Annotated in this window: 28 protein-coding genes; 13 read left to right on the forward strand and 15 right to left on the reverse strand. The window is 57.4% G+C overall.

Features of this window, described 5'->3' with window-relative positions; genetic code table 11:
• Window positions 1-265: 265 nt before the first annotated feature.
• A complete protein-coding gene (locus ACR0AM_RS01885; protein ID WP_480621967.1) occupies window positions 266-1969 on the reverse strand; it encodes an NAD(P)H-hydrate dehydratase in 1704 nt (567 codons plus the stop codon).
• 169 nt (window positions 1970-2138) lie between these two features.
• Between ACR0AM_RS01885 and ACR0AM_RS01890 the strand changes: the two genes are divergently transcribed.
• From ACR0AM_RS01890 to ACR0AM_RS01905, 4 genes are all read left to right on the forward strand, one after another.
• On the forward strand, window positions 2139-2477 hold the full coding sequence (locus ACR0AM_RS01890; RefSeq protein ID WP_209503542.1) for a P-II family nitrogen regulator: 339 nt from the start codon (window positions 2139-2141) through the stop codon (window positions 2475-2477).
• Between the two features lie 33 nt (window positions 2478-2510).
• Window positions 2511-3917 carry a type I glutamate--ammonia ligase gene (glnA, locus tag ACR0AM_RS01895; RefSeq protein ID WP_480473395.1) on the forward strand — a complete coding sequence of 469 codons (1407 nt, stop codon included), beginning with the start codon at window positions 2511-2513 and terminating at the stop codon, window positions 3915-3917.
• A 287-nt stretch (window positions 3918-4204) separates the two neighbouring features.
• A complete protein-coding gene (locus ACR0AM_RS01900) occupies window positions 4205-4993 on the forward strand; it encodes a lytic murein transglycosylase (protein ID WP_480473396.1) in 789 nt (262 codons plus the stop codon).
• 198 nt (window positions 4994-5191) lie between these two features.
• Window positions 5192-6094 carry a hypothetical protein gene (locus tag ACR0AM_RS01905; protein WP_480473397.1) on the forward strand — a complete coding sequence of 301 codons (903 nt, stop codon included), beginning with the start codon at window positions 5192-5194 and terminating at the stop codon, window positions 6092-6094.
• Between the two features lie 36 nt (window positions 6095-6130).
• Here the strand turns inward: ACR0AM_RS01905 and ACR0AM_RS01910 are convergent, their stop codons facing one another.
• Window positions 6131-6874, reverse strand: coding sequence for a heme-dependent oxidative N-demethylase family protein (locus ACR0AM_RS01910; protein ID WP_480517488.1), 744 nt, complete (start codon window positions 6872-6874; stop codon window positions 6131-6133).
• Between the two features lie 122 nt (window positions 6875-6996).
• Here ACR0AM_RS01910 and dddP point away from each other — a divergent pair, with 122 nt between their 5' ends.
• Entirely contained in the window at window positions 6997-8340 is a 1344-nt protein-coding gene (dddP, locus tag ACR0AM_RS01915; RefSeq protein WP_480621968.1) for a dimethylsulfonioproprionate lyase DddP, read from the forward strand.
• A gap of 10 nt (window positions 8341-8350) precedes the next feature.
• Here dddP and ACR0AM_RS01920 read toward each other — a convergent pair whose 3' ends face one another.
• Entirely contained in the window at window positions 8351-8545 is a 195-nt protein-coding gene (locus ACR0AM_RS01920; RefSeq protein ID WP_480584891.1) for a hypothetical protein, read from the reverse strand.
• A 275-nt stretch (window positions 8546-8820) separates the two neighbouring features.
• On the opposite strand from ACR0AM_RS01920, the gene ACR0AM_RS01925 reads away from it, so the two are divergent.
• Window positions 8821-10035 (forward strand): bifunctional alpha/beta hydrolase/OsmC family protein, encoded by a 1215-nt coding sequence (locus tag ACR0AM_RS01925; RefSeq protein WP_480485262.1) that lies wholly within the window; start codon window positions 8821-8823, stop codon window positions 10033-10035.
• Window positions 10036-10067: 32 nt separating this feature from the next.
• Here ACR0AM_RS01925 and ACR0AM_RS01930 read toward each other — a convergent pair whose 3' ends face one another.
• The gene (locus tag ACR0AM_RS01930; RefSeq protein ID WP_480621969.1) at window positions 10068-10385 is read right to left on the reverse strand and encodes a hypothetical protein; all 318 of its coding nucleotides are present in this window, start codon (window positions 10383-10385) and stop codon (window positions 10068-10070) included.
• A gap of 11 nt (window positions 10386-10396) precedes the next feature.
• Window positions 10397-10957 (reverse strand): hypothetical protein, encoded by a 561-nt coding sequence (locus ACR0AM_RS01935; protein ID WP_480621970.1) that lies wholly within the window; start codon window positions 10955-10957, stop codon window positions 10397-10399.
• Between the two features lie 354 nt (window positions 10958-11311).
• On the opposite strand from ACR0AM_RS01935, the gene purB reads away from it, so the two are divergent.
• The 5 genes from purB to ACR0AM_RS01960 all read left to right on the forward strand — a co-directional run bounded on the left by purB (window position 11312) and on the right by ACR0AM_RS01960 (window position 15752).
• Window positions 11312-12616 carry an adenylosuccinate lyase gene (gene purB / locus ACR0AM_RS01940; RefSeq protein WP_480621971.1) on the forward strand — a complete coding sequence of 435 codons (1305 nt, stop codon included), beginning with the start codon at window positions 11312-11314 and terminating at the stop codon, window positions 12614-12616.
• Between the two features lie 124 nt (window positions 12617-12740).
• Complete coding sequence (locus ACR0AM_RS01945; RefSeq protein WP_480517497.1) at window positions 12741-12893, forward strand: hypothetical protein; 153 nt, start codon at window positions 12741-12743, stop codon at window positions 12891-12893.
• Between the two features lie 102 nt (window positions 12894-12995).
• Window positions 12996-13538: a tetratricopeptide repeat protein gene (locus ACR0AM_RS01950; protein ID WP_480621972.1), complete on the forward strand. Its 543-nt coding sequence runs from the start codon at window positions 12996-12998 to the stop codon at window positions 13536-13538.
• Window positions 13539-13607: 69 nt separating this feature from the next.
• Window positions 13608-14708 (forward strand): flagellar motor switch protein FliG, encoded by a 1101-nt coding sequence (locus ACR0AM_RS01955; protein ID WP_480621973.1) that lies wholly within the window; start codon window positions 13608-13610, stop codon window positions 14706-14708.
• A gap of 120 nt (window positions 14709-14828) precedes the next feature.
• Window positions 14829-15752: a lysophospholipid acyltransferase family protein gene (locus tag ACR0AM_RS01960; RefSeq protein ID WP_480603213.1), complete on the forward strand. Its 924-nt coding sequence runs from the start codon at window positions 14829-14831 to the stop codon at window positions 15750-15752.
• On the opposite strand, the gene ACR0AM_RS01965 is transcribed toward ACR0AM_RS01960, so the two are convergent.
• A complete protein-coding gene (locus ACR0AM_RS01965) occupies window positions 15753-16454 on the reverse strand; it encodes a DUF1223 domain-containing protein (protein WP_480603212.1) in 702 nt (233 codons plus the stop codon).
• A gap of 226 nt (window positions 16455-16680) precedes the next feature.
• Between ACR0AM_RS01965 and acnA the strand changes: the two genes are divergently transcribed.
• A complete protein-coding gene (gene acnA, locus ACR0AM_RS01970; RefSeq protein ID WP_480621974.1) occupies window positions 16681-19371 on the forward strand; it encodes an aconitate hydratase AcnA in 2691 nt (896 codons plus the stop codon).
• A gap of 135 nt (window positions 19372-19506) precedes the next feature.
• Window positions 19507-20208, forward strand: a complete 702-nt coding sequence (locus ACR0AM_RS01975; protein ID WP_480492952.1) for an SDR family NAD(P)-dependent oxidoreductase — start codon at window positions 19507-19509, stop codon at window positions 20206-20208.
• Here the strand turns inward: ACR0AM_RS01975 and ACR0AM_RS01980 are convergent.
• From ACR0AM_RS01980 to secD, 9 genes are all read right to left on the reverse strand, one after another.
• Entirely contained in the window at window positions 20203-20745 is a 543-nt protein-coding gene (locus ACR0AM_RS01980) for a DsbE family thiol:disulfide interchange protein (RefSeq protein WP_480492951.1), read from the reverse strand. The genes ACR0AM_RS01975 and ACR0AM_RS01980 overlap by 6 nt on opposite strands.
• On the reverse strand, window positions 20738-20896 hold the full coding sequence (gene ccmD / locus ACR0AM_RS01985; RefSeq protein WP_209503508.1) for a heme exporter protein CcmD: 159 nt from the start codon (window positions 20894-20896) through the stop codon (window positions 20738-20740). Before ccmD ends, ACR0AM_RS01980 begins: the two co-directional genes overlap by 8 nt.
• Window positions 20893-21666: a heme ABC transporter permease gene (locus tag ACR0AM_RS01990; RefSeq protein ID WP_480473412.1), complete on the reverse strand. Its 774-nt coding sequence runs from the start codon at window positions 21664-21666 to the stop codon at window positions 20893-20895. Before ACR0AM_RS01990 ends, ccmD begins: the two co-directional genes overlap by 4 nt.
• Window positions 21667-21727: 61 nt before the next feature.
• A complete protein-coding gene (ccmB, locus tag ACR0AM_RS01995; RefSeq protein ID WP_480473413.1) occupies window positions 21728-22384 on the reverse strand; it encodes a heme exporter protein CcmB in 657 nt (218 codons plus the stop codon).
• Window positions 22381-22995 carry a heme ABC exporter ATP-binding protein CcmA gene (gene ccmA, locus ACR0AM_RS02000; protein ID WP_480621975.1) on the reverse strand — a complete coding sequence of 205 codons (615 nt, stop codon included), beginning with the start codon at window positions 22993-22995 and terminating at the stop codon, window positions 22381-22383. Before ccmA ends, ccmB begins: the two co-directional genes overlap by 4 nt.
• A 144-nt stretch (window positions 22996-23139) precedes the next feature.
• Window positions 23140-23493, reverse strand: coding sequence for an Mth938-like domain-containing protein (locus ACR0AM_RS02005; RefSeq protein WP_480621976.1), 354 nt, complete (start codon window positions 23491-23493; stop codon window positions 23140-23142).
• Window positions 23494-23505: 12 nt separating this feature from the next.
• Window positions 23506-24270, reverse strand: a complete 765-nt coding sequence (locus ACR0AM_RS02010) for a sulfite exporter TauE/SafE family protein (RefSeq protein ID WP_480621977.1) — start codon at window positions 24268-24270, stop codon at window positions 23506-23508.
• On the reverse strand, window positions 24251-25225 hold the full coding sequence (secF, locus tag ACR0AM_RS02015; protein ID WP_480621978.1) for a protein translocase subunit SecF: 975 nt from the start codon (window positions 25223-25225) through the stop codon (window positions 24251-24253). Before secF ends, ACR0AM_RS02010 begins: the two co-directional genes overlap by 20 nt.
• Window position 25226: 1 nt before the next feature.
• Window positions 25227-26888, reverse strand: coding sequence for a protein translocase subunit SecD (gene secD / locus ACR0AM_RS02020; RefSeq protein ID WP_480621979.1), 1662 nt, complete (start codon window positions 26886-26888; stop codon window positions 25227-25229).
• Between the last annotated feature and the right edge of the window lie 23 nt (window positions 26889-26911).

A 26911-nucleotide genomic window follows, 5' to 3' on the forward strand; every position in this document is an offset into this window, starting at 1 on the left:
TTTACTGAATCCGAGCGTTCCAGTGGTCTGCCCCTTGTCTTACGCAAGAATTGTATTTTAGCAACAGAACACACAAAGAATTCTACCATTTTACATTATTTTTCATCAGCTTACAAGATACGACTCCAGCCCCCACTGGCAGCTTGCAAATGAATAGTGATGCCTACCTATGCACCTGACAAATATGCGGTATGCATCCGCGCACATCTTGACAGCAAAAACATGCGATTCAGACAGAGCCTGAACTGCTTTCTGCCCAAAACAACTAGACATTCAGCTGTTTGAAAACACCGGGCAATTGCTCAGGCAGATCCTCGGCGATCAATCCCGGCCCGAAACGCCGTGCGCATTCCACGTGCAGCCACGCTGCTGTCTCAGCCGCCGTCATCGGATCGCCCCCCCGCGCCAATAGCCCGGCGATGTAACCGGCCAACACATCGCCTGACCCGGCGGTTGCAAGCCAAGGGGCCGCGCGATCATAGCACGCAGCATTGATCGAACATCGCCCGTCCGGGGCCGCAATGACAGTATCCGGCCCTTTGAACAACACGACACATCCCGCACGTGCCGCTGCCTCTCGCGTTGCGTCCACCTTGGAATAGGCGGGGCCTCTGACCGGCGTTTCGCTCAGCTTTTCCGCCAGATCGGGGAACAGCCGCGCAAACTCTCCGCCATGTGGGGTCAGAACGCAGCGGTCATGCAGCATTTCGAACAGGTTTCCGGGATCACCAGCAAAAGCTGTCAGCGCATCCGCATCCAGAACCGTCGCACGTTTCGCAATCAGGGCGACCGGCACCAGGTCCCGCGCGCGCTCCAACCCCAAACCGGGGCCCAGACAAAGGGCGTTCATCCGCACGTCCTGCAATACGTCTGACAGCATTTGAGAACCATCAACGCACTGTAGCATGAGGGCAGTGATCCGGCTCGCCACCTCTGCCAACGCCAAGGATGGCACCCCCAGCGTCACCAACCCTGCCCCAATCCGCAAGGCCCCCCGCGCGGCCAGACGCGCCGCACCGGTCTTGCCGGGGCCACCCGAAAGGATCAGGGCATGGCCATGGGTGTATTTGTGCGCAACGACTGAAGGTAAATCGCTTTGCTTTGTCAAAAGCGTTCTTGCACGCCGCCCGCTATCGAGCTTCTGGTCGTCCAGAGTGACGCTGCGGACTGGACCCCGGCCTGCTCTTTCTCCTTGCAAAATAACCTGCCCCCAGTGCCGCTCCGACGTTTCATTCAGACCAATTTCGACGACGCTCACTTTCCGGCAATAAGCCGGACCGTCGCTCAACACATGCCCAAGTTTTCTTCGTTCGAAGGTTACTGTCAGATCCGCAGAAAGGGGTCTGGCATCGGTCAATATTTCTGCTCGGGCACCAAGCACCTTTCCGCTGTCCATGCACAGCCCCGAAGGAGAATCGACTGCCACAAAGCGAACGCGTGATGACAAGCTGCAAAAATACTCCAACAATTGCCCAAGCACAGGATCAATCGGACGTGTCAACCCCGTGCCGAAAATCGCGTCCACCAAAACGTTTGGTATTCCAAAATTGGCCAGGCGGTCATTCTTCAAGCCTTCTTTTGAAAGCGCGTTGGTAACACCCAACTCACCCCATCGCTGATAATTCACCCGCGCGTCCGGCGGCAGCCTGTCAGGATCGCCATATAGGAGTACCTCAACCTTCCAGCCCAGTTCCCGCAAAAGACGCGCCACGACAAACCCGTCACCGCCGTTGTTTCCGGGCCCGCACAGCACGACCGCGCGCAACGGATTATCTTCATCTTTTTCCAAATACTCCGGGGAGCGCGAGGGGTTGGCCCCTCGCCTGTCCAGATCTGGCCATTCCTCGAAGATCGCCTCGACAACGCCTTGCCCTGCCCGCTCCATCAGCTCCAGGCCCGTGACCTCACCGGACTCGATGGCCGCGTGCTCGATGGCTCTCATCTGCGCCGCTGTCAGCAATTCGGACATGTCACACCCTCGCGCGATTCAGTTTCGATTACTTTTTGTGCAAACCGCCCAAAAATTAGCACAGAGCTTGATTTCAACGGATACCGACCCGACCGATACCGCAATCACGTTGCTGCCCGATCTTAGACGTGATCACTGCGCCTGAGACAACCATTCAAGGTGAGCCGGAATGAAAAAGATCGAAGCGATCATCAAGCCGTTCAAACTGGACGAAGTGAAAGAGGCGTTGCAGGACGTAGGTGTTCAGGGTCTCAGCGTCGTCGAAGTCAAAGGTTTCGGCCGTCAGAAAGGCCATACCGAGCTGTATCGTGGCGCAGAATATGTTGTCGACTTTTTGCCCAAGGTAAAGGTCGAGGTCGTATTGGACGATGACCAGGTCGATGCGGCCATCGAGGCCATCGTGTCGGCAGCCAAGACCGACAAGATCGGCGACGGTAAGATCTTTGTCTCTCCGGTTGAACAAGCCATTCGCATCCGTACCGGCGAGACCGGCTCGGACGCGCTCTAACATACCAATCTTCAAGTCAGAGGAATCAAGAGAATGAGCAAGGACGCAGTTCTTCAGCTGATCAAGGAAGAGGGCGCCGAATATGTCGACGTCCGTTTCACCGACCCCCGCGGCAAGCTGCAGCACGTGACCCTGATGGCCGATCAGGTCGACGAAGACTTCCTGGACGAAGGCTTCATGTTCGATGGCTCGTCCATCGCAGGCTGGAAGTCGATCGAAGCATCGGACATGAAGCTGATGATCGACACCGAAAGTGCATATGTTGATCCGTTCTACGCTGAGAAAACCATTTGCGTACACTGCACGGTCGTCGAGCCCGATACAGGCGAAGCCTATGAGCGTGACCCGCGCGGCACAGCGCAGAAAGCCGAGGCCTACCTGAAGGCATCGGGGATCGGCGATGTTGCATACATGGGCCCCGAAGCCGAGTTTTTCCTGTTTGACGATGTCCGGTATTCGAACACGATCAACAAGGTATCCTACGAAGTTGATGCAACTGACGCATCATGGAACACCGACACCGAATACGAAATGGGCAATACGGGCCACCGTCCGGGCGTCAAGGGTGGCTACTTCCCGGTGAACCCGATCGACGAAGCGCAGGACCTGCGGTCGGAAATGCTGTCCACCATGAAGCGTCTGGGCATGAAGGTCGACAAGCACCATCACGAAGTTGCGTCATGCCAGCACGAACTGGGCCTGATCTTCGACAGCCTGACCAAGCAGGCGGATGAACTGCAAAAGTACAAATACGTCATCCACAACGTGGCTCATGCGTACGGCAAATCGGCAACCTTCATGCCGAAGCCTATCGCAGGTGACAACGGCACCGGCATGCACGTGAACATGTCGATCTGGAAAGACGGCAAGCCACTGTTCGCGGGTGACAAATACGCTGATCTTTCGGACGAAGCGCTGTACTTCATCGGTGGTATCCTGAAGCACGCCAAGACACTGAACGCCTTCACCAACCCCGCAACCAACAGCTACAAGCGCCTGATCCCCGGTTTCGAAGCCCCAGTTCTGCGCGCCTACTCGGCCCGCAACCGATCAGGTTGTGTCCGTATTCCGTGGACCGAGAGCCCTAAAGCAAAACGTGTCGAGGCTCGATTCCCCGATCCGGCAGCGAACCCCTACCTGGCGTTTGCCGCTCTGTTGATGGCTGGCCTGGACGGCATCAAAAACAAGATCGATCCGGGCGAAGCCATGGACAAGAACCTGTACGATCTACCTGCCGAGGAACTGGCCGGTATCCCGACTGTCTGCGGCAGCTTGCGTGAAGCTCTGGAAGCGCTGGCTTCTGATCACGACTTCCTGCTGCAAGGTGACGTGTTCACCAAAGACCAGATCGACGGCTATATCGCCCTGAAGATGGAAGAGGTCGAAACCTACGAGCACACACCACACCCGGTTGAGTACGGCATGTATTACAGCTGCTAAGCAGCACGGCATGGATTTACAGGGGCGCCCAAACGGGCGCCCCTGTTTCATTTGCGCCGGTCTGTCGCTGTTCAGCCTTTTCGAGCGCCATGACGCAGAATACACACTTTTTACCTTCGCCCTTGCTATCTGCCCGATGCTGAGGATCTGAAACCCTTCAAAGGCGCTCTGCAGACCAATCAACAGGCTTTTGCAGGAGCGGTTGGTGCTACTCCAACGAACTGCTTTGCCCAATTCAAAGCTCAAGGTAGGCTGGCCTCAGATTTTAACACAACCGGATTACCTGCATGTTTCGCCTTTACGTATTATTCGCCCTGCTTGTGTCCTCGCCCCTTCTGGCCGCGCCTTGTGGGAATACCAGCGCGGGGTTCGAGGCCTGGAAGGCCGATTTCGCCCAGCAGGCCCGCAAGGCTGGTGTGAAAAAAAAGGGCCTTCAGGCGCTTGCCCAAGCTCAATACGCCACGGGCACAATTGCGGCAGACCGCAATCAGAAAAGCTTCAAATACACACTGGACAAGTTCATGCGTGTCAGAGGCGCTGATGCAATCGTCGCGCAGGGGCGCAAACGCAAGGCTGCAAATCCCGATTTCTATGCTGCGCTTGAACGGCAATACGGTGTTCCGCCGGGCATTCTGATAGCCATTCACGGCATGGAAACCGGCTTTGGCAATTTTATGGGAGACAGTCAGGTTGTTTCCGCAATCACAACACTGGCCTATGATTGTCGCCGGTCCGAGTTCTTTGTTCCGCACGCAATCGGGGCACTTAAACTGGTCGATGCAGGAAGCATTACCGTGGCGACAAAAGGGGCAAAACATGGCGAGTTGGGCCACACTCAGTTCCTGCCGGGCAACGCCCTGACCTATGGCGTCGATGCCACCGGCGACCGTCGGGTGGACTTCTATGACATGACCGACGCGCTTGCCTCGACCGCCAATTATCTTCGCAAGAAAGGGTGGAAGCCGGGGCGTGGCTATCAGCCAGGGGAGCCGAATTTTCAAGTGCTGCAACAGTGGAACGCGGCCTCTGTTTATCAGCAATCCATAGCAATCATGGCCGCCCGAATCGACCAATAGGCGGTCGCACCAACAACACACTCCGCACCCGCTTTCGCCACATTTCCGCCACAGTGACAAACAAAAGCCTTTAGTTTCTTGGTTTCCAACGCGTAACCAATACCGGAGTAAAATCACCTTTTTTGCATTTTCCGCCAAATTCTCCACACGAATGGTTGTTACAGTGTTTGCTGAACAGTACGCAAAAAGGACAGTGCAGTGGCTCGGAAGCACAGCTACCATGGCGGCCTGCAATTTAATGGCGACGCGAATGGCGCGATCGAGCGTTTTGGCACAATCGTTGCCACGACGCTGGAAGATTACGGCCATCTGGTCGAACGCAAGGCGTTGCTGAGCAATTCTGAAGCCAGCATTGTTTCAAGTCAGTATCTTGTGCGACTGACCTTGGATACAGGCACCCCCGAGCAGGAAGACCGGTACGAGCGTATGGATCGCGCCGCGGGGCTAAAAACGATAACAAAACCCCGCGCCGCAAATCCGCAAAACAGATTGGTTCTTTCAATCACGCCGGTCTCACCCCTGCTGGATGACTCCGAGATTTCGGAACTGATGATGGTCGTCATTCTGTATCGCATGGTCGACATTTGTTCGACCCGGCGCGTTGAATGGCTGTCGCCACACACGGTTCTGACGGTCGAGCAGTTTATGAGCGCCTTTGACACTCTGGCCCCCAGCCGATCACGCGACAGAAAACAAATTTTTCAGTCGCTGACCGGGCAATTCTCGGCAGTGAATGTGCCAGAGAACGGTGACACCTTAAGTGTACTTCATACTTCGACGTCCCGCCCGATCCAGCTGACAGATGAACAATTGCTCAGCATCGCGTTTCGCAGTGAAGATACAAACATGCCAGGTCAGGAAACGTTCGATGACGACGATGGTGTCGTAAAGCCAAGCGACGTTCTGCGTCTCAGCAGTTGGTGCATGACGGGTGTACTGGCAGGCGTTTCGACCCCGATTGCCCTGTCAATGGCTGCAGTGAATCTGATCCGGGGTGAGGATTTTCGCCTCAACACCCAGGTGCTTGTCTTTACCTTCGCGATAGTTGCCCTGAACGCAACAAACGCGTTTGCCGATGTTGCGGCCGCCTTGGGCCAATAAGAGAATTACAGAAGACCCTCCTTGGATGCCCCGCCTTCAGGCGGGGTTTTCCATTATGGGAACCGCGTTCGCCGCCAGAACATAAGTGTGGATTGAAAAGACGACCGCATCCGTTTTCGGCAAGCGCAGCAGGGTTTGCCGCTCACTTCTCAGGTAAGACGTTTTACGTCGATCTGTGACGCCCCGCCTGTCACTGGCGCTTCGGGGTTGAAACAGTTCGGGGTCTTCATACCAAAGCGCGTTAAAGCGCCAGAGCGGACGACCGGGCTGTATCCCGTCGAACAGGCGCTGCACCCGCTTGGCGATATTGTCGTCGTAACTTGCAACAGGCACATGGATGTCGATCAGTGGTCGCATGAATTTCTCGGACAAAAGCCAGCTGGCCGGGAAACACAGGATTGCGCCAGTCAATACATGTTCAGTTCCGCGCTTTTGAAGGATGCAAAAATCCTCCTGAACCAGCCTGCACAATGTATCAAGCGGCTGCGCCCGGTCGACTGCGACCGTTACACCATCGGGTCTGACGACCTCCTTACCCGCATTGGGATAGACCTGCGACACCACAAGGTCGAGCAGTTCCCGCGCAGCGGATTCAGCCTGCGGATCAAGCGCCAGAACGTCATCGCGGCGTTCTGTCAGCAGCTTCTCCCGGCGTTGCATCTGACCGGCAAAAGCCTCGTCCCGATGCAACCAATTTTCCATCGTTGCAGGCTGTATACCCGGTAAAGCACGCGGGTTGCCGACATCATATGGTATTTTTTCCTGCAGAACTTTATTCATACCAGCGACTTAGCATAGGTCGAAATTTTTGTCGGTCGAAAACGACAGGTTCGCCGTCGCATTTTTCCAAGACGATCCACATGGGCACCTTAGGTTTGACCGAACAAGCAACGAGGTCCGTCATGAACAAGCATTACCGAGACACGCGCAAGATTGACCCCTGCCGAGGCGCTACGCTGGGCGATGGCACGCCAAATGAGAATGACCGGATCGAGATCGGACCGACACAGCTGGCTTTTGACGAATGGGCTGCTGCGGGGCTGGAACTGCCCAATCTTGCCCGGATGCGGGAACACCGCTGGAAACGACTGACGCAGGCCATCGTTGATCGCGGATATGGTGGCTTGCTGGTTTTTGACCCGCTGAACATCCGCTACGCAACCGACAGCACGAACATGCAGTTGTGGAATACGCATAACCCGTTTCGCGCGGTGCTGTTATGTGCCGATGGCTATATGGTGATCTGGGACTACAAGAACTCGCCTTTCCTCAGCACGTTCAATCCGCTGGTGCGCGAGCAGCGGTCAGGCGCGGACCTGTTTTACTTCGACCGTGGCGACAAGGTGGATATTGCGGCAGATGTTTTCTCGAACGAGGTGCGCGTACTGATCGATGCGCATGGCGGCGGCAACAAACGTTTGGCTGTCGACAAGATCATGCTGCATGGTCTGCGCGCGCTTGAGGCGCAGGGCTTTGAGGTCATGGAAGGCGAAGAGCTGACCGAAAAAACCCGTGCCGTGAAGGGACCGGATGAGATTCTGGCCATGCGCTGTGCCAATCACGCCTGCGAAACCGCTGTAGCGGAGATGGAGAGCTTTGCACGCGCGAATGTCGGCAATGGCAAGACAACCGAGGATGATATCTGGGCTGTTCTGCACGCGGAAAACATCCGTCGCGGTGGCGAATGGATCGAAACCCGGCTGCTGGCGTCAGGCCAACGCACAAATCCGTGGTTCCAGGAATGCGGCCCGCGCATCACGCAGCACAACGAAATCATCGCCTTCGACACCGACCTGATCGGGTCATACGGAATATGCATCGATATCTCGCGCACATGGTGGATTGGCGACCAGAAGCCCCGCCCTGACATGATCTATGCCATGCAGCACGCGCATGAACACATCATGACCAACATGCAGATGCTGAAGCCCGGTGTGATGATCCCGGAACTTACCGCCATGTCGCACCGGCTTGACGACAAGTTTCAGGCGCAGAAATACGGCTGCCTGATGCACGGAGTGGGATTGTGTGATGAATGGCCGCTGGTTGCGTATCCGGACAAAGCCGTCGAAGGCGCATATGACTATCCGCTGGAGCCCGGCATGGTGCTGTGCGTCGAAGCCTGCGTTGGCGAAGTCGGTGGCGATTTCAGCATCAAGCTTGAGGATCAGGTTCTCATTACCGAAACCGGGTATGAGAACCTGTCCAGATATCCCTTTGACCCCCAATTGATGGGAATCGAATAAGGCCGGGCCCTCAATTCGACCAATGGGACCGGCGGACATTTCCATGCCAATCTTCCGTGGCAGGGCTGATCTGAACCTGTGAACCACCTTGGGGCGCGGGCCAGGATTGGCCAATCGCGAACCCGGCAACGCCGGCCAGAACAATAGCCAGGATCATACGTGAACGCAGGTCGGGTATCCGGGGTGCAATATCTGCATGTGACATCTGTGTCTCCTGTTTCAGCTTTCAGGAACCACAAATGGGATGTGGAAGAACATAAGTGAAACGAATGTTTGTTTGCACCACCATCAAATTTCTTGATAATAAAAGAAGGTAAGAGCTCCGCCGTCGTGCGACACGAAAACGGCAGGGATCTTGCGCAGCCTGTGAAACACCCATTCGTTCTCACCTTCCCGTTACGCGTGTGACTTAAGGGTTGTGACCCAAGGGGCAAATACACAGTATTGGGCGTGTTCCCCCGTACCATTCAAGGAGCCGACATGCCCACGGAACGCATCACTTTTGCCGGACATGACGGCAGCCAATTGGCGGCGCGACTGGATTTGCCGGACGGACCGGTGCTGGCTACGGCCCTGTTCGCCCACTGCTTTACCTGCTCCAAGGATATCCCGGCCGCCCGGCGCATTTCTGCCCGACTGGCTGCCATGGGCATTGCGGTGCTGCGGTTCGATTTCACCGGACTGGGCCATTCCGAAGGCGAGTTTGCCAATACGACCTTCACTTCGAATGTCGAGGATCTTATTTCAGCCGCGCAATATCTGGCTGGTCGAAAAATGGCACCTGCCCTGCTGATCGGCCACTCGCTTGGGGGCGCGGCGGTGTTGCGGGCGCGGGCTGGTATTCCGACTGTAAAAGCCGTCGTGACGTTGGGTGCACCGGCGGACCCCGCCCATGTGTCGCATCACTTTGAGGCGGCGCTGCCTCAGATCGAAGAGGATGGCAGTGCCGAGGTCTCTCTGGGTGGTCGCCCCTTCCGAATTGGTAAAGCTTTTGTGGACGACATTGCCAAATCGGCCTTGTCATCTGCAATCGCCGACCTCAAAGCCGCCCTGCTGATCCTTCATGCCCCACGGGACGAAACGGTCAGCATCGACAATGCGAGCGCGATCTTTCTGGCCGCGAAACACCCCAAAAGTTTTGTCACCCTTGACGATGCCGATCACCTTATCACCCGTGCCTCTGACGCCGAATATGCGGCCGATGTCATTGCTGCATGGGTTTCGCGCTATGTGAAACTGTGCCCACCCGCGCCGCCACCGGGTGCGCCAGAGGGCGTTGTGCGCATAACCGAAGCAGATCCGGGCGGGTTCATGCAGGATATTCAGGCCGGACCAAACCACCATCTGGTCGCGGATGAGCCCGCATCCTATGGCGGTACGGACAAGGGCATGTCGCCTTATGGCTTTGTCTCGGCCGGTTTGGGGGCCTGCACATCGATGACAATACGTATGTACGCCAGGCGCAAAGGCTGGCCCCTGACAAATGTCAGCGTCGATGTGTGTCATGACAAAGTTCATGCGCAGGATGCCGGATTGGTGAATGACGGCAAGGTGGACCAGTTTCGCCGGAAAATCCGCCTGAGCGGCCCGCTGGATCAGGAGCAAAGGCAACGTTTGCTTGAGATCGCGGACAAGTGCCCGGTTCACCGGACGCTCGAAGGCTCGGCCCACATAACGACCGAGCTTCTTTCATAAGAAAGGCCGCCTGACAGGCGGCCTTTTGTTCCTTAGCGCCGCGGGCCCGGTCGATGAATGGGCGGGCGGGCAACCGGCGGACGCGCCACTGGTGGGCGCGGGCGCGCGGGAGGTTTGGCCACAGGTGGTTTCGGACGCTCGGGGCGCACTGGTCGATCAGGCCGGTTGGGGCGATCTATGTCAATGTCCACATCCACGTCATGGTAGTAGTCGTTCCACAGCATCGAGTCGTAAAACGGGTCATACCCGTACCCGACCCCAACTGTCACACCGTCACAGGCCGACAGCGTCAAAGTCGCGGTCCCCAACCCCAGCGCAAGGGACATCCTTTTGATCAGTCTAATGCTCATTGTCCCCTCCCTTACTGAAGCGCCCGGAACGACGCGAATACGGCGTTCAGATCATCAGCAAAACTCGGGTCTGCTCCGTCCCGCAGAATGGCAACTGCTATGGCAACCCGGCCTTGCGGAAGGTCAATGACGGTGGCGGTAAAGCTTACCCCCTTGCCGTCCCGGTGCCCGGTGCCCCGAAACACGCGTGCTGGCAACCCGCCAATACGGGTATCGCTGGTGCTGGTCATCGTCGGGTCTTTGACCAGAAACCTGTCGATATCCTGCAAGTACCGGACGCCGCCCTGAATTGTTCCAACCCCCGCAGGTGATACGAAACCCATCCACACCGCGTCGTCTGTCACCGGCCGGAGCCCCATAACCCGCGCGACCGCGCGGGCGTCGCCCAGTTCGGTATCCTCAATCTCGCGCGGGCCGCCGGTGCGAAGGATCCAGAAGTCGGGTACGTCAAACCGAAAAAGCGCTCGGCCTTCCTCGGTGTAGGTCACGGGTGTGTCAGCCAGTGCTGGTGCAGCTGCGCCGACGCAAAATGCACCACAGAGGGCAAGTATCGAACGTGAAAACAAACGCATATCTCAATAACCTGATTATTTCCTTCCTTTCAGATTGAACAGTCAATGTGCTGTTTGTCCAGCATCGCTTGGCAGCAAGGTCAAGACGGGCATCAACCCCAACTGGCGGCATGATCCCGTGAGAACCAGTGCGGGTACAAAACCTGCCTTGTAGCGGCACCCTGCCCGTCACTGCCGCACCAAGTCCTTTGCAAGACAGTTTCCCGAACCCGTCTGCTGCTGAAAAGCCCGAACAGACGGCAAGAATCAGGGCAAACCGTCTCATATGCGCTCTCGCATCTTGTTCCCTACCCCGCACGCGGCTAAACCCCGCGCCAACGCCTCATCCAATCTGCAAAAAAGGTGCCGTCGCCTATGATTCCCCGTTATTCCCGCCCCGACATGGTCGCCATCTGGTCGCCCGAGACCAAGTTCCGCATCTGGTACGAGATCGAGGCGCACGCGTGCGACGCCATGGCGGATCTGGGCGTGATCCCGCGCGAAAATGCGGACGCTGTCTGGAAAGCCAAGGATGTGGAATTCGATGTCGCCCGCATCGACGAGATCGAGGCCGTCACCAAGCATGACGTTATCGCCTTCCTGACCCATCTTGCAGAGCATGTCGGCAGTGAAGAGGCGCGTTTTGTGCATCAGGGCATGACCAGCTCGGACGTGCTGGACACTTGTTTCAACGTACAGCTGACCCGCGCTGCCGACATCCTGATTGCCGATTTGGAAGGGCTTCTGGCCGCGCTCAAGCGCCGCGCGATGGAACATAAGAACACGGTTCGTATCGGACGCAGCCACGGCATCCACGCCGAACCGACAACCATGGGTCTGACCTTTGCCCGCTTCTACGCCGAGATGGACCGCAACCTGTCCCGGATGCGCGATGCACGTGAGGAAATCGCCACCGGAGCGATCAGCGGCGCGGTTGGTACCTTTGCCAATATTGATCCCGCGGTCGAGGAACACGTCTGTGACAAGCTGGGTCTGGTGCCTGAGCCGATCAGCACGCAGGTCATTCCGCGCGACCGCCACGCGGCCTTCTTTGCCACGCTGGGCGTTATCGCCAGCAGCATCGAGAACATCGCCATCGAAATCCGCCACATGCAGCGGACCGAGGTGCTGGAGGGGGCCGAGTTCTTCTCGATGGGCCAGAAAGGCTCCTCGGCGATGCCGCACAAGAAAAACCCGGTACTGACCGAGAACCTGACCGGTCTGGCGCGCATGGTCCGCGCGGCCGTAATACCGGCGATGGAGAATGTCGCACTCTGGCACGAACGCGATATCTCGCATTCTTCGGTCGAGCGCATGATCGGTCCAGATGCCACGATCACGCTGGATTTTGCGCTGGCACGGCTGACAGGCGTGATCGACAAAATGCTGATCTTCCCCGAGAACATGATCGAGAACATGAACAAGTTCCCCGGCCTTGTTATGAGTCAACGGGTTCTGTTGGCACTGACACAAGCGGGCGTAAGCCGCGAGGACGCCTATGCCATGGTACAGCGCAACGCGTTGAAGGTTTGGGAACACCGCACCGACTTCAAAGAAGAACTGTTGGCAGATGCTGATGTAACAGCCGCACTCAGCCCTGCAGAGATCGAAGAGAAATTCGACCTCGGGTATCACACCAAGCATGTCGATACGATCTTTGCGCGCGTGTTTGGCGAATAACGGAAATCTTTTCAGTCTATTAGCCGGGGGTGCTCTGCCACGTGCAGGGCACCCCCCCTTGTTTTTGCCAGATCAACGGAAATGCGGTATCCTGCATGTGCTTTTTCCATACGAGGGAAACATCATGATCCGAACAATCCTAAGCGCATTGGCACTGGTTCTTGTGGCCTCGGCCGGGCTTGCCTGCGAGCAGCATTCCAAACAGACCCAATCCTGCGCTCCCGGTACGGCGTGGGATACTGAAACAAAAAGCTGCGCGAAATCTGTCAACAGCTGACAATTTTTGTCCAGTTCGTGAATAAAAGCGTCCGTTCCCCTGTTAGCTTTTTTGTAGATCGCACTATGATTTCAATAAGAGCCCCGAGAACGGAGTAAAGAAATGCGCCTTTTGTTAGCTTCTGCCCTTGCATTGCAAGCCTTTGCCTTCGCGCCAGCTGTCCATGCTGCAGGTGGTGACAGCAGCAGCCCGCCGAAACCGACGAATACAACCAAGAAATGCCTGTTCGGCCGTGTATATGACGAAACCCGTGGAAAATGCGTCAAACCTGACAAGTCAAACCTGACAGATGATCAGCTGTATAATGCCGTCCGCGAACTGGCCTATGACGGGCAATACGGGCATGCTCAGGACATTCTGCGCATCATGGATCAGGAGGATGATCGTGTCCTGACCTATTGGGGTTTCACCTATCGCAAGATGGGCGAGCTTGAACTGGCAAATGTTTTTTATCAAAACGCGATCAATGCCAACCCAGACAATCTTTTGGCGCGCAGCTACATGGCGCAGGGGTTTGTGTCCGACGGCCGAACCGATCTGGCGATCGAGCAATGGCGCGAAATAAAGGCCCGTGGCGGAGAAGGCACCTGGGCCGAGGCGTCGCTGCGTGAAGCGATCCGAACGGGTCTGACATACAGTTATTAAGGTTCAGGGTTATTTAACCCGACTCTCTCTAATCTGCCTGTGGTTCGAAAACTTTGGCTCCACAGGCAGATGCAAAACACCAACGCATTAATTCAGACGGTTCAAGGGGCTTCGGCCCCGTTTTCCGCAGGGGGTGGCGACAGCCCGCGCCTTGTTCCCCGGACTTTGACCAGCCGTCAGAAGGCGGCCGTCGTCGTGCGCCTGTTGTTGAACGAAGGCGCCGATCTTCCGCTGGAGGAGCTTCCCGACGACCTGCAAGAAAAACTGACACATCAATTGGGGGAAATGGGTCTTGTGGATCGCGTGACCCTGGGTGCCGTGGCACAGGAGTTCAGCGAAGCCCTGGACAATGTCGGTCTGGCCTTTCCACATGGGCTTGCCGGGGCCTTGGATGCCGTCAGTGGAAAAATCACACCCGCAACAGCGGCGCGATTGCGCAAAATTGCCGGAGTTCGTCAGATCGGTGATCCCTGGCAAAGGTTGCACGACATTCCAGCCCAGGACCTTGCGGCCATGGCACAGGCGGAAAGCACCGAAGTGGCCGCTGTGATGCTATCGAAAATGGATACGGCACAGGCGGCGCAGATGCTGGGCCATATGCCGGGTCCGGTGGCGCGGCGGATCACTTACGCAATCTCGAAAACAGCAAATGTCACACCCGAAGCGGTTGAGCGTATTGGCTGGTCACTGGCTGCTCAGCTGGATCAGCGGCCTGTTCAGGCCTTCAATGACGGTCCGGGCGCGCGGGTGGGTGCAATTCTGAACCAGTCTGCGTCTGCCACGCGCGACGACCTGCTGAACGCGCTGGATGAGGACGACGCTGATTTTGCCGATCTGGTGCGCCGGTCGATCTTTACCTTCGCCCATATCTCCAGCCGGATCTCGCCCCGTGATGTTCCAGCGATATTGCGGGAAGTCGATCAGCCTGTTCTGGTCGCGGCACTGGCTGGTGCCGCCGCGGATGATGACAAGGCATCTGTCGAGTTTCTGCTGTCGAATATCTCCTCTCGTATGGCAGATAACCTGCGCGAGGAAATCGCGGAACGCGGGCGGGTCAAGCAATCTGAGGCCGAAGATGCCATGACCCAGATTGTTGGGGCGGTTCGTGCCCTGTCTGACGCCGGAACAATTACGCTGATTGAAAAGGAAGAAGACGAAAGCACGGGTTGAGGCAGGAACAGGCGCTCCCACAAAATCGTTGGGGCGGCCATTTCGCTTGGGTGCTTGAGGTTACGGGTACCGGGTTGTATGTCTTAGGCAACATTTCGCAACACGCGGTGAGACACCTCCATGCCCGTCGAAAAGTCGGAGCTCAGCCGGTTTGAGCTTGGAAAATACTATGTCGCCAATATGTTCCTGCAGGGAATCATCAGCGCTATGCGCCTGCTTCCTTATGAAAGGCGCATAGCGACCATGGGTGCAATCATGAAAACCCTTGCACCCGTCGTTGGATTTCGCACCCGCGTCCGCCGGAATCTAAAGCTCACCTGCCCTGAATTGTCTGACGTCGAGATCACAAAGATCTATCGTGACGTGTCGGATAATGCCGGTCGGGCAATAATGGAGCATTTCTCACCCGAAGGTTTTATCGAACGTCAGGTGAACGCCAAGATATCCGGGCCCGGTATTGCTGCATTTGACGCCGCGATCGCCGAAGGGCGCCCGGTGATGATGATCACGGCGCATTTCGGTCACTATCTGGCCGCACGCGTCGCCCTGCAGAAACACAGCGGCAAACCGATAGGATGCCTTTACCGGCGGATGGCCAATCCTTATTTCAACGACGCCTATGTCGAAGCTTTTTACAAAACCGGCGCGCCGATGTTCGAACAGGGGCGGCGCGGTATGGTCGAAATGGTCCGGTCACTCAAGAACGGTGGAATTATCGCTATCGTATCCGACCTGCATGCGTTGGGGGGCGAAGAGCTGACATTCTTCGGCAAGCCTGCCGTGACATCCGTGTTGAACGCAGAACTGGCCATCAAGTACAAGGCCGTACTTATACCGTGCTATGCCGTGCGCCAGCCTAATGGCATCGACTTTGAAATCATCCTGCATGATCCCGTTCCGCACACGGACCCAAAGACGATGACTCAGTTCACCAATGACGATCTGGAACAGATCGTGCGGCAGCATATGGGACAGTGGTTCTGGATCCATCGGCGCTGGAAAAGCTGGAACGGGCTTGGCGTCCAACCGGACAACCTGCCCTGATCACTTGGCCCATGTCGCGGCAACAATCGGCCCGTGACCGGCCCTTTGCACAAGCACGACGGCTGGCAAGTCTAGTTCCAGCTGCGCCGAGTAAGTCTGCGGTGTTTGCCCATCCCACTGGCCCGCAATCTGCCAGGTTTCGACAACATTGGCATAATCCAACTCCCGCCCGGCTAACTCTCCACGACGGATCGAGGCATGGCGCAGGGGCGAATACTGAACGATACGCACGTCATAGGTCTCACCTTCGGGCAATTCCACAGGTGTCACACTCACGGTCACTTCGTCTGCGTCTCGGGTCGCGGTCACCGCTGCCTCGGGGGCGGCCGTTAGATGCGCATCAATCAGACGGTCGAGCTCCTGAGCCTGAGCGCCGACGATATCGTGCTGACCATTTATGATCATCTGGGGCGTATAGATCATGGATTTTCCGTTTTCACGGGCATAAGCCCGTTGCCGGAACGTGTGATCAGGATCGGCATATTCGTCTTTCCAGCCGATGTAATCCCAATAGTCGACATGCAGTGCCAGCCCGATGACATCGTCGCGTTTCGCCAGCTCATGCATGATCCGGTCCGCCGGCGGGCAAGATGAACACCCCTGTGAGGTGAACAGCTCAACCACCACAGGATCCTCACCGGACATGGATTGGGTGGCGAACAAGCAGGATACGAGGGCGGTCAAAGCAGCGGGTTTGAACATAAAAACTCTCGGATTGAACGGGTGTTCTCTGGGATAGCCGTTTTGCCGCTCAACCGCCAATCAACGTTTCTTGAGGGCGGCATCTGCAATTCTCCGCCTAAATGTGTGCAATGGTATACAAAATTGTACATCCAGTGCTATTGAACCTTGAACCAACGGCTTGGGTGATGCAGATAACACTCAGCGATGCCCGAAATCCAAGTCATTTGAGAAGGGAGGCCACCCGATGCCCATTAAAGTCGGACAGGATACCGCCAAGACACGCCGCAGCCTGAACGTGAATGGCAAGTCCATTTCCTACTATTCAATCCCCGCTGCGCAGCAGGCCGGTTTGGGTGATTTCTCCAACCTTCCTGCCGCGTTGAAAGTCGTGCTGGAAAACATGCTCCGATTTGAAGACAGCGGCTTTTCGGTCTCGGTCGATGACATTAAGGCATTTGCCGAATGGGGTGCCAATGGCGGCAAGAACCCGCGCGAGATTGCGTACCGCCCTGCCCGCGTGCTGATGCAGGACTTCACCGGTGTTCCCGCGGTGGTCGATCTGGCCGCCATGCGCGACGGGATCAAAGGCCTGGGCGGTGACGCACAGAAGATCAACCCGCTGAACCCGGTCGATCTGGTTATCGACCACTCGGTCATGATCGACGAGTTCGGGAACCCGCGTGCGTTCCAGATGAACGTCGACCGCGAATACGAGCGCAACATGGAGCGCTATCAGTTCCTGAAATGGGGTCAGAACGCGTTCAACAATTTCCGCGTAGTGCCTCCCGGCACCGGTATCTGCCATCAGGTGAACCTGGAATATCTGGCGCAGACAGTCTGGACGGACACCGATCAGAACGGCGAAGAAGTTGCCTATCCCGACACGCTGGTTGGCACCGACAGCCACACCACCATGGTCAACGGCATGGCCGTTTTGGGGTGGGGCGTTGGCGGAATCGAGGCGGAGGCTGCAATGCTGGGTCAGCCGATCTCGATGCTGATCCCTGAGGTGATCGGTTTTGAGTTGACCGGCTCGATGGTCGAAGGCACCACCGGTACGGACCTTGTTCTGAAGGTTGTCGAATTGTTGCGCGCCAAGGGCGTGGTGGGCAAGTTCGTCGAGTTCTATGGCGAGGGGCTGGACCGCCTGCCGCTGGCTGACCGTGCAACCATTGCCAACATGGCGCCGGAATACGGCGCAACATGCGGCTTCTTCCCGATCGACGGCGAAACCCTTCGCTACATGCGCAACACCGGCCGCGACGAAGACCGCATCACGCTGGTCGAAGCCTACGCCAAGGAAAACGGGTTCTGGAGAGGCCCGGATTATGCACCGATCTACACCGACACTCTGTCGCTGGACATGGGCACAATCGTTCCAGCAATTTCAGGCCCGAAACGCCCGCAGGACTACGTCGCGCTGACCAACGCCAAGGCCGCTTTCACCAAGGAAATGAAAGAGACCTTCAAGCGCCCGATGGGCAAGGAAGTCGCGGTCAAGGGCGAAGACTACACCATGGAGTCGGGCAAGGTTGTAATTGCTTCGATCACCTCCTGCACCAACACGTCGAACCCTTACGTGATGATCGGTGCAGGCCTTGTGGCCCGCAAAGCCGCAGCGCTGGGTCTGAACCGCAAGCCTTGGGTCAAAACCTCGCTGGCACCCGGTTCGCAGGTTGTATCGGCCTATCTTGAGGCCGCTGGACTGCAAGAAGATCTGGACAAGGTCGGTTTCAACCTTGTTGGGTACGGCTGCACCACCTGCATCGGCAACTCGGGCCCGATCCAGAAAGAAATCTCTGAAGCCATTTCCGAGGGCGATCTTGTCGCCACGTCGGTTCTGTCCGGCAACCGTAATTTCGAAGGCCGTATCTCACCGGATGTCCGCGCCAACTATCTGGCTTCGCCGCCGTTGGTTGTTGTCTATGCGCTGGCAGGTACGCTCGACATCGATCTGACGTCCGAACCTATCGGTCAGGACAAGAACGGCAACAACGTCTTCATGAAGGACATTTGGCCGACCCAAAGCGAAATCGCGGAACTGGTTGAAGCGACCGTAACCCGCGAAGCGTTCCAGTCGAAATATGCGGACGTCTTCAAGGGCGATGAGAAATGGCAAAGCGTAGAGGTTCCGCAACAGGAAACCTATGACTGGCCGCCAACGTCGACCTACATCCAGAACCCGCCCTATTTCCAGGGTATGGGGGCGGAACCGGGCACGATCTCGAATATCGAAGGCGCCAAAGTTCTGGCCATTCTGGGCGACATGGTGACCACCGACCATATCTCACCCGCGGGGTCATTCGCAGCAACGACGCCGGCGGGCAAATACCTGACCGACCGTCAGGTTCAACCGCGCGAATTCAACTCTTACGGCTCGCGACGGGGCAACCACGAAGTCATGATGCGTGGCACCTTTGCCAATATCCGCATCAAGAACGAGATGTTGGACGGAGTTGAGGGCGGCTATACCAAAGGCCCGGATGGCGAACAGACATCAATCTACGACGCCTCGATGGCCTTTCAGGCCAATGGCACCCCGCTGGTCGTGTTTGGTGGCGAACAATACGGCGCGGGCTCAAGCCGTGACTGGGCGGCCAAGGGCACCGCACTGCTGGGTGTCAAAGCCGTGATTGCGGAAAGCTTTGAGCGAATCCACCGGTCCAATCTGGTTGGCATGGGCGTTATCCCGTTCGAATTCACCGGTGGAGATACCCGCAAAACCCTGGGTCTGAAGGGGAACGAAACCGTCTCGATCCACGGTCTGGATACGGTCGAGCCGTTGCAGATCGTGCCCTGCACCATCACCTATGCAGATGGGGCTGAGACGACCATCCAGTTGAAATGCCGGATCGATACCGCGCCTGAGATCGAATACATCGAAAACGGCGGCGTGCTGCATTACGTGCTGAGAAATCTGGCGAAGGCTGGCTGAGGTACGCAGCGAATAAGTAAGTTTTGAGGGCGCCTTCGGGCGTCCTTTCTTTTGCAAGGCTCTGCCTCGCGCTCCGAAGTTTTATTCAGCAGAAGAAGTTGGATATACGCGGCACTCTGAAAACAGGAGGTGGTTATGGAAAAGGTGGCGTTGGTAACAGGCGGGGCGCGGGGTATTGGACACGCCATCGTAGAGGAGTTGAGCCGCGACCATAGGGTGGCGTTCACTTGGTTGTCCACCAACCCTCGGGCGACGCTATTGCGGGGGGAAGCTTTGGCGATCCGTTCGGATCTGACGGCTCCTGATCAACCTGCGGCGGTGATTGCGCAAGTGATGGAGCGGTTTGGACGACTTGATGTGATCGTGAACAATGCTGGGTTGGTTCGATCGACGCCAAAAGAGGAGTTCCAAGCGGAGGAGCATCGCGCCATTCTGGACATGAATCTGCTAGTCCCCGCTGCTTTGCTGGCTGCAGCTTTGCCACATTTGGAACGGGGCGCCGCCATTGTCAGTATCTCGTCGATGAATGCAGTGTTGCCGCCCCGTGATGCTGTCACTTATGGTGCCAGCAAGGCGGCTCTGAACCTGTGGACCCGTGCCATGGCCAAAGAGTTGGGGCCAAACGGGATACGCGTCAATGCTGTGGCCCCCGGTGCGATCAACATTCCTGAAGCGCCTCGTTCGGAAGAACTGACAGAACTTTTCGTGAAGGATACTGCGTTGGGCCGGGCCGGACGGCCCGAGGATATAGCCAAAGTGATCAGGTTTCTGGCGTCGGACGCGGCCTCGTTCATCACAGGTGAAGTTTTGTCCGTAACGGGAGGCTATCGTTTATGAACCGCCCGCAGCTTTCTCAAGCGCAGGCCGGATGGTGCTTGCAATGACACGCTGCGTAATCGGGCCAGCAAAGCGCAGAATGATCGTTCCGTCACCGTCGATCACGTAGGTCTCGGGAACGCCGTACAGACCCCAGTCAATCGCCATTCGGCCCTGTTCGTCGCGGCCCATGGCGGTGTACGGATCACCAAGGTCATCCAGGAAAGCCTCGGCATTGCTCAGCTTGTCTTTGTAGTTGATGCCGTAAACCGGGATGCCTTCAGCCGCCAGAGCCTCGAGGTTGGGGTGCTCGGCGCGGCATGGCGCGCACCAACTGGCCCAATAGTTGACCAGCTTGACCTCTCCGTTGCGCAGCGTTTCATCGTCGAAAAGGGTCTTTCCCGGAAACTCGGTGAGAACCACGGGCGGCGCCGGTTGCCCTTCGCGGGCCGAGGGCAAGGCGTTGGGATCTTCGCGAAACATGCCGATGCCTGCGAGAACCGCGAATGCGCCAAAAATCAGAGGCGGCGCAATCATCAGGGGCGAGATTTTAGCCATTGCGCGACATCCTCTGTTCGACCTTCTCCATTTCCGCACGCACCTTGCGCCCGCGCATCACGCTGAACGCAACCAGTGCCACGATAAGGGCAATGGAAACGGCATAAGACGACAAAACGGCGTCTGCATATTTTCCAAGATCGGGGATCATCCGCCCACCCTTTCCCGTGCCTGTAGCGCCTTGATACGACGGGCGCGAATTTCCGTTCCGGTGCGGTACAACACCAATGCGATGAACAGCAGAACAAATCCGATGATGCAGGCCAGCAGGGGGTAGAAAAAGACATTGCTGACCTTCTCTTCCGTATCCGCCCCGGTAACGGCCCCCGCCCGCATGACCGATGCGCCCTGATGCAGGCCCTGATTCCAGAAATTCACCGCATACCGGCTGAGGATCGCAAAGACCGACCCCACCAGACACAGAACCGAGGTCAGATCGGCTGCGGTATCCGGATCTTCGATAGCTTCCCACAAGGCGACATAGCCAAGGTAGAACAGAAACAGGATCAGGAACGATGTCAGACGCGGATCCCAGGCCCACCATGTGCCCCACATGGGCTGTCCCCAGATGGCCCCCGTCAGCAGTGCTATCAGGGTCATTACGATCCCGATCGGTGCAGCAGCGCGTGCCGCAAGCGCGCTGACATGGTGGCGACGCACCAGCCAAACCAATGAGGTGGCAAGCATCATCAGCCAGCAATTGATCGCCATCAGGGCCGCCGGAACATGCAGATAGATGATCTTGACGGTCGACCCCTGCTTGTAGTCGTCCGGTGTAAAGAAAAAGCCCCATGTCAGACCGACAACGATGCAGATGGTCGAGACGATCCAGAAAAACGGCAGGACCCGTTCGCTGGTTTCAAGAAACTTGCGAGGGTTGGCATATTCCCAGAGGGCGTTGGCTTTGGCTGCGATTGACATGGGCCCTATCTAGTCCGAGTTGGGGTGGTTCTCAATTGACATCCATCAAACTTGTCGCGGTTCACCGCAGATTGATACGTAGCACGGCAGCGCTGGCAAAGGGCAACAATGCAATGGTCGCCGCCGTGATCCCGGCCAGCATCAGCAGTGGTGTCTGCACCTCCATCCCTGTTGCTCCACGCCGGGCAACTTCGGCCCCGAATATCAAGGTGGGGACGTAAAGCGGCAACACAAGAAGCGACAGCAATAGCCCGCCACGTTTCAGACCAACGGTCAGCGCAGCACCAAATGTCCCGATGACGCTCATGGCCGGGGTACCTATCAACAGCGAGATGACCAGCCAGAAGAACCCCGGCACCGGCAGGTTCAGAAGTACGCCCAGAAACGGCGCGGCCAGAACCAGCGGCAAACCAGTGGTCAGCCAATGGGCCAGCGCCTTGACTGTGACAACCGATTCAAGCGGCAGCGGTGCCGTGGCCAGCAGGTCCAGCGAGCCGTCTTCCCAGTCCAGTGCCAGCAGGCGGTCAAGCGACAGAAGGCAAGCCAGCAAGGCCCCCAGCCAGAGCACACCGGGCGCAATCGTGGACAGAAGCGAGGATTGCGGCCCCACCGCAAACGGCACCATCACGGTCACGATCAGGAAGAAGGCCAGACCCAGCCCAAACCCGCCGCCCGCGCGGAAAGCCAGTTTCAGGTCGCGCAGCAACAGGGCGATCACAGGAAACCTCCGTCGAAATCGTCGATGGGTTTGGGTTTGGCCTTGTTTGGACCGACGTCCAGAACCTCGCCATCTAGGCCAAGGTCGATATGGGTGGCGATCAGGGCTGACCCACCCTGCCCCAGATGTGCCCGCACAGCGTCGGCAAACATTTGCACAGCGTTTCTGTCCAGCGAGACGGTCGGCTCGTCCAGCATCCAGATCGGCCGCCCTGTGACCAGCATCCGCGCCAGCCCCAGACGCCGTTTCTGACCTGCCGACAGGTTGCCGGCGTGACGGTCGGCGAGTTCGTTCAGGTCAAATGCGTCCAGCGCCGGCTGGATGTCATATGTGCCAAAGACCGAGGCCCAGAATGTCAGGTTTTCCGTCACTGACAGCGTCGGTTTGAGCCCGTCTGAATGGGACGCGTAGGCGATCTGGTCCTCGGCCCCTTCGATCTTGCCTTCCAGCGGAGGCTGCAAGCCAGCCAACGTACGCAGAAGGGTCGTTTTGCCAATACCATTCGGGCCGCGCAGGATCAGAGCTTTGCCCGGCGGCAGCTGAAAGCTGAGGCCCTCAAGGACGGGAATACCGCCACGGGTGATCGACAGATCTGTTACAGTCAAAGTCATGAGACCCGCTTAACGGATTGTCAGCAGGGGCAAAAGGCGAGATTTGCCGCAGGATGCCAGCGCACCACCGCTGCCTCATGTCGGAGTGAGGGGCCAGCCCCTCACACTCCCTGGGATAATTTCGGCCAGATGAAGAGGATCCTGTCAGACAGGGATCAGCGCGAGTGCAATACGACGGCCTTCAGCGAGCAGCACGTTGTAGGTGCGACAGGCGGCGGGGGAGTTCATGATTTCGACACCAAGTCCGGCATTCTCCAGCTCAACCCTCAGGGATTGAGGGATGTGGGCCATGTCCGCGCCCGTACCGATGAGCAGGACGTCGATCCTGCCCACCAATTCCAGAAGGGGGTGTCGGTCGTCATAACCGCCCCACTCTGCAGGGCCTGCCGGGCCTGTCAGGATAGCGCCGTGGAAGACATCACCGCCAATTCGGAAAAAACCGGGGCCATAACCGTCAACGGGTTTGGCATCTGTAAAAGTAATCTGATTCAGACGCATGATGTCCCTTCTTCAATCCAGAAGCGGCAGCCCGGAAATGACGGCGATCAGGATGACCGAATAGGCCGCAAGGCGGTAGATCCGTTCGAGTCTCGGGTCGAACAGTGCTTTGCCGATAAGCGTAGTGATCAGATAAGGCACGCACAGCAGCAGGACAATCCATAGGATCGACAAATCTGCGGCACCGCTGATGAGAATGTTGAAAACGATGACAACGTCCAGCAATGCCAGAAATATGATGGTGTTGGCGCGAATCTTGCGGACGTCTGTGGAACTGGCCAGATAGAACACGATGACAACCGGACCGGTCAACCCGGTCATGCCGCCAACAACGCCTGCGCTGCCGCCGATGGCGAGACGTCCGGGTAGTCCCAGTTTCCCCTCCCATCGCCAGCCGGTAACCACGGCCAGCAGGGTCAGACCGGTGATGCCACAGACAACCCAGCGCAACGCAACCGAGTCCACCTGCACCATGATCCACAGCCCCAATGGAACGGTTACGGTTGCGGCAAAGCCCAGAGTGCTGATTTCGACCTTGTCGCAATCCCGCCACGCCTGAGGCGCCAAGGCAAATGTTGATGCGATTCCGGTGGCGGCCATCAGAAAGACCACATCTGCAATAGGCAGGAACTGGGTCGCCACCGGCACAAAGATCATCGCGGTGCCAAAACCTGTGAAGCCGCGGACAAGTCCCGCGGCTCCGATAGTCAGGATCAGCCAAGTGAGGCCCGGTAGGGCCAGGGCCTGTTGCAGGGCCTCAGGCATCAATATTGGCAAACTGGTTGCCCGCCGTGTTCGACGGTTTGGACCAGTCGCGCTTGACCCCCAGCCAAAGCAGGATGGTCGAAGCCACGAAGACCGACGAATAGGTCCCGACGACGACACCCCAGATCATCGCGAAGACGAATCCGCGGATGACGTCCCCGCCCAGCAGATAAAGCGAGATCAGCGCCAACAAAGTTGTGACCGAGGTCATCACCGTCCGGCTCAGGGTTTCGTTGATCGATAAGTTCAGAACCTCTTTCAGATCTCTCTGTTTATATTTCCGCAGGTTCTCGCGCACCCGGTCGAAGACGACCACGGTGTCGTTCAGCGAATAGCCGACGATGGTCAACAACGCCGCGATGATCGCCAGATCAAAGCGGATTTGCAGTTCCGAGAAGATGCCAATGGTCAGGATCACGTCGTGCACCAATGCGGCAACCGCCCCAAGTGCAAACTGCCATTCAAAACGCAGCCAGATGTAGACAAGAACGGCACCGATGGCCAAGACAACCGCGATAACGGCCGTCTGAATTAGCTCACCCGACACTTTTGGACCAACGGATTCGACACTTTCAAACGGCAGTTTGAGTCCGGGGTCTGCGGCAGCCAGCGCTTCGCCGACCTGGGTGATCACGTCTGCTGTGACCGCTTCGGCGTCTTCCTGAGCCTGAATACGGATCATTGCGACATTTTCATCGGGACCGAAGCTTGGATCAAAAATCTCGGTGATGGAGACGTCACCCAGTTGCAGCGGAGACAAAGCATCGCGGTAAACACCTACGTCGATCACTTGTGCGCTTTGGGTCCGAATCGTGGTTCCACCGCGGAAATCGATGCCGAAGTTCAGCCCCTGCAGCAGAAATGAGGTGAACGCAATCACCATCATCAGGCCGGAGATTCCAAGCCAGATTTTCCAGCGATTGAAAAAGTCGAACGAGGTGCTTTGGGGTACGAGTTTCAGTCTCATGTCAAACCTCGATCGTTTTTGGTCGGCGGCGTTCGAACCAAATGACAACCATCAGGCGCGTCACGAAGATCGCGGTGAAGACCGATGTCAGGATACCCAGGCCCAGTGTAATTGCGAACCCGCGCACAGGGCCACTGCCCATGGCAAACAGGATAACGGCGGTGATGAAGGTGGTTACGTTGGCATCCAGAATAGCCGACAGCGCCTTTTCATAACCCAGATCGATGGCGCGGGCCGGACCTCTGGCGGATTTCAGTTCTTCGCGGATGCGTTCAAAGATCAGTACGTTGGCATCCACCGCCATACCGACCGTCAGAACGATCCCTGCAATCCCCGGCAGAGTCAGGGTTGCGCCGATCAGGGACAGCAAACCGAACAACAGACCCACGTTTATGATCAGCGCGATGTTGGCGAAGACACCGAACAGGCCATAGCTGAGCGCCATGAATACCAGCACGGCGACAAAGGCCACGATTGTGGCAACTTTGCCTGCGTCGATACTATCTTGCCCCAGTTCGGGCCCGATGGTGCGTTCTTCCAGGAATTCCAGCCCTGCGGGCAAAGCACCTGCACGCAACAGGACGGCCAGATTGGTGCTTTCCTCAACGGTGAAGTTACCGGTGATGATGCCCGACCCGCCCGGGATATGGCTTTGGATCACGGGGGCCGAGATCACTTCGTCATCCAGCACGATGGCAAAGGGTGCGCCGATATTGTCACGGGTATAATCCCCGAACTTGCGTGCCCCGGATGTGTTGAATCGGAAGCTGACCGCAGGGCGGCCGTTCTGATCGAAGGACGGCTGGGCGTCGACCAGTTCCTCTCCTGTCACGACCGGAGCGGATTCGATGGTGTAATAGACTTCGTTTTCGTCAATCGACGGCACGACTTTTTCACCGACGCCTGCTACGGCATCCGGATCGGTTCCGCGCCCGACAACCGGGTTGAAGGTCAACTGTGCTGTTGTTCCGATAATTTCCTTCAGTTCACCCGCACTGCCGATACCCGGCACCTGAATTAAGATACGATCCGTCCCCTGACGCTGAATTGTGGGCTCACGTGTACCGACTTCGTCGATCCGGCGGCGGATGATTTCCAACGCCTGACGCACCGTGCGGTCATCCGAGGCCAGTTTTTCTGCTTCGGACAGTTGAACAACAATTGTGTCACCATCCGCGCGGGCTTCGATATCTGTGGCACCTACACCTGTCAGGGTCTGCACTTGCCGGGCCAGACCGCGGACAACCTCCAATGCCTGTGGCATTCCTTCGGGCTGGCTAATGCGCACGCGAATCTCATCCGCAGCCGAGTCCTGACGGCGGATGGTTCCCACCGTGGCACGTTCATCGCGCAGGGCGTCGCGGATTTCCGGCCACATTGCCTCCATCCGGGAGCCGTAGACGTCTTGTACTTGTACTTCGGCCAGCAAATGCGCGCCGCCGCGCAGGTCGAGGCCAAGATTGACCAGGGATGACGGCAACCAACTCGGCCATTGCGCGGCTTCAGCCTGCATCTGGGGTGTGTCGTTGCCCAACTCGATCGCGGCCTTGGCGTCGTTGGATTGTTCGACCCGCGTGTAAAATGCGTTTGGCAGGGCCATGAGCAGGCCGGTCACGCAGACCAGCCAGATCAGAACCCGCTTCCAGGTATCAAATTGCAGCATTACCCTGCCTTTTCAAGGAATTG

The organism is Ruegeria sp. AD9 (genome assembly GCF_056542305.1).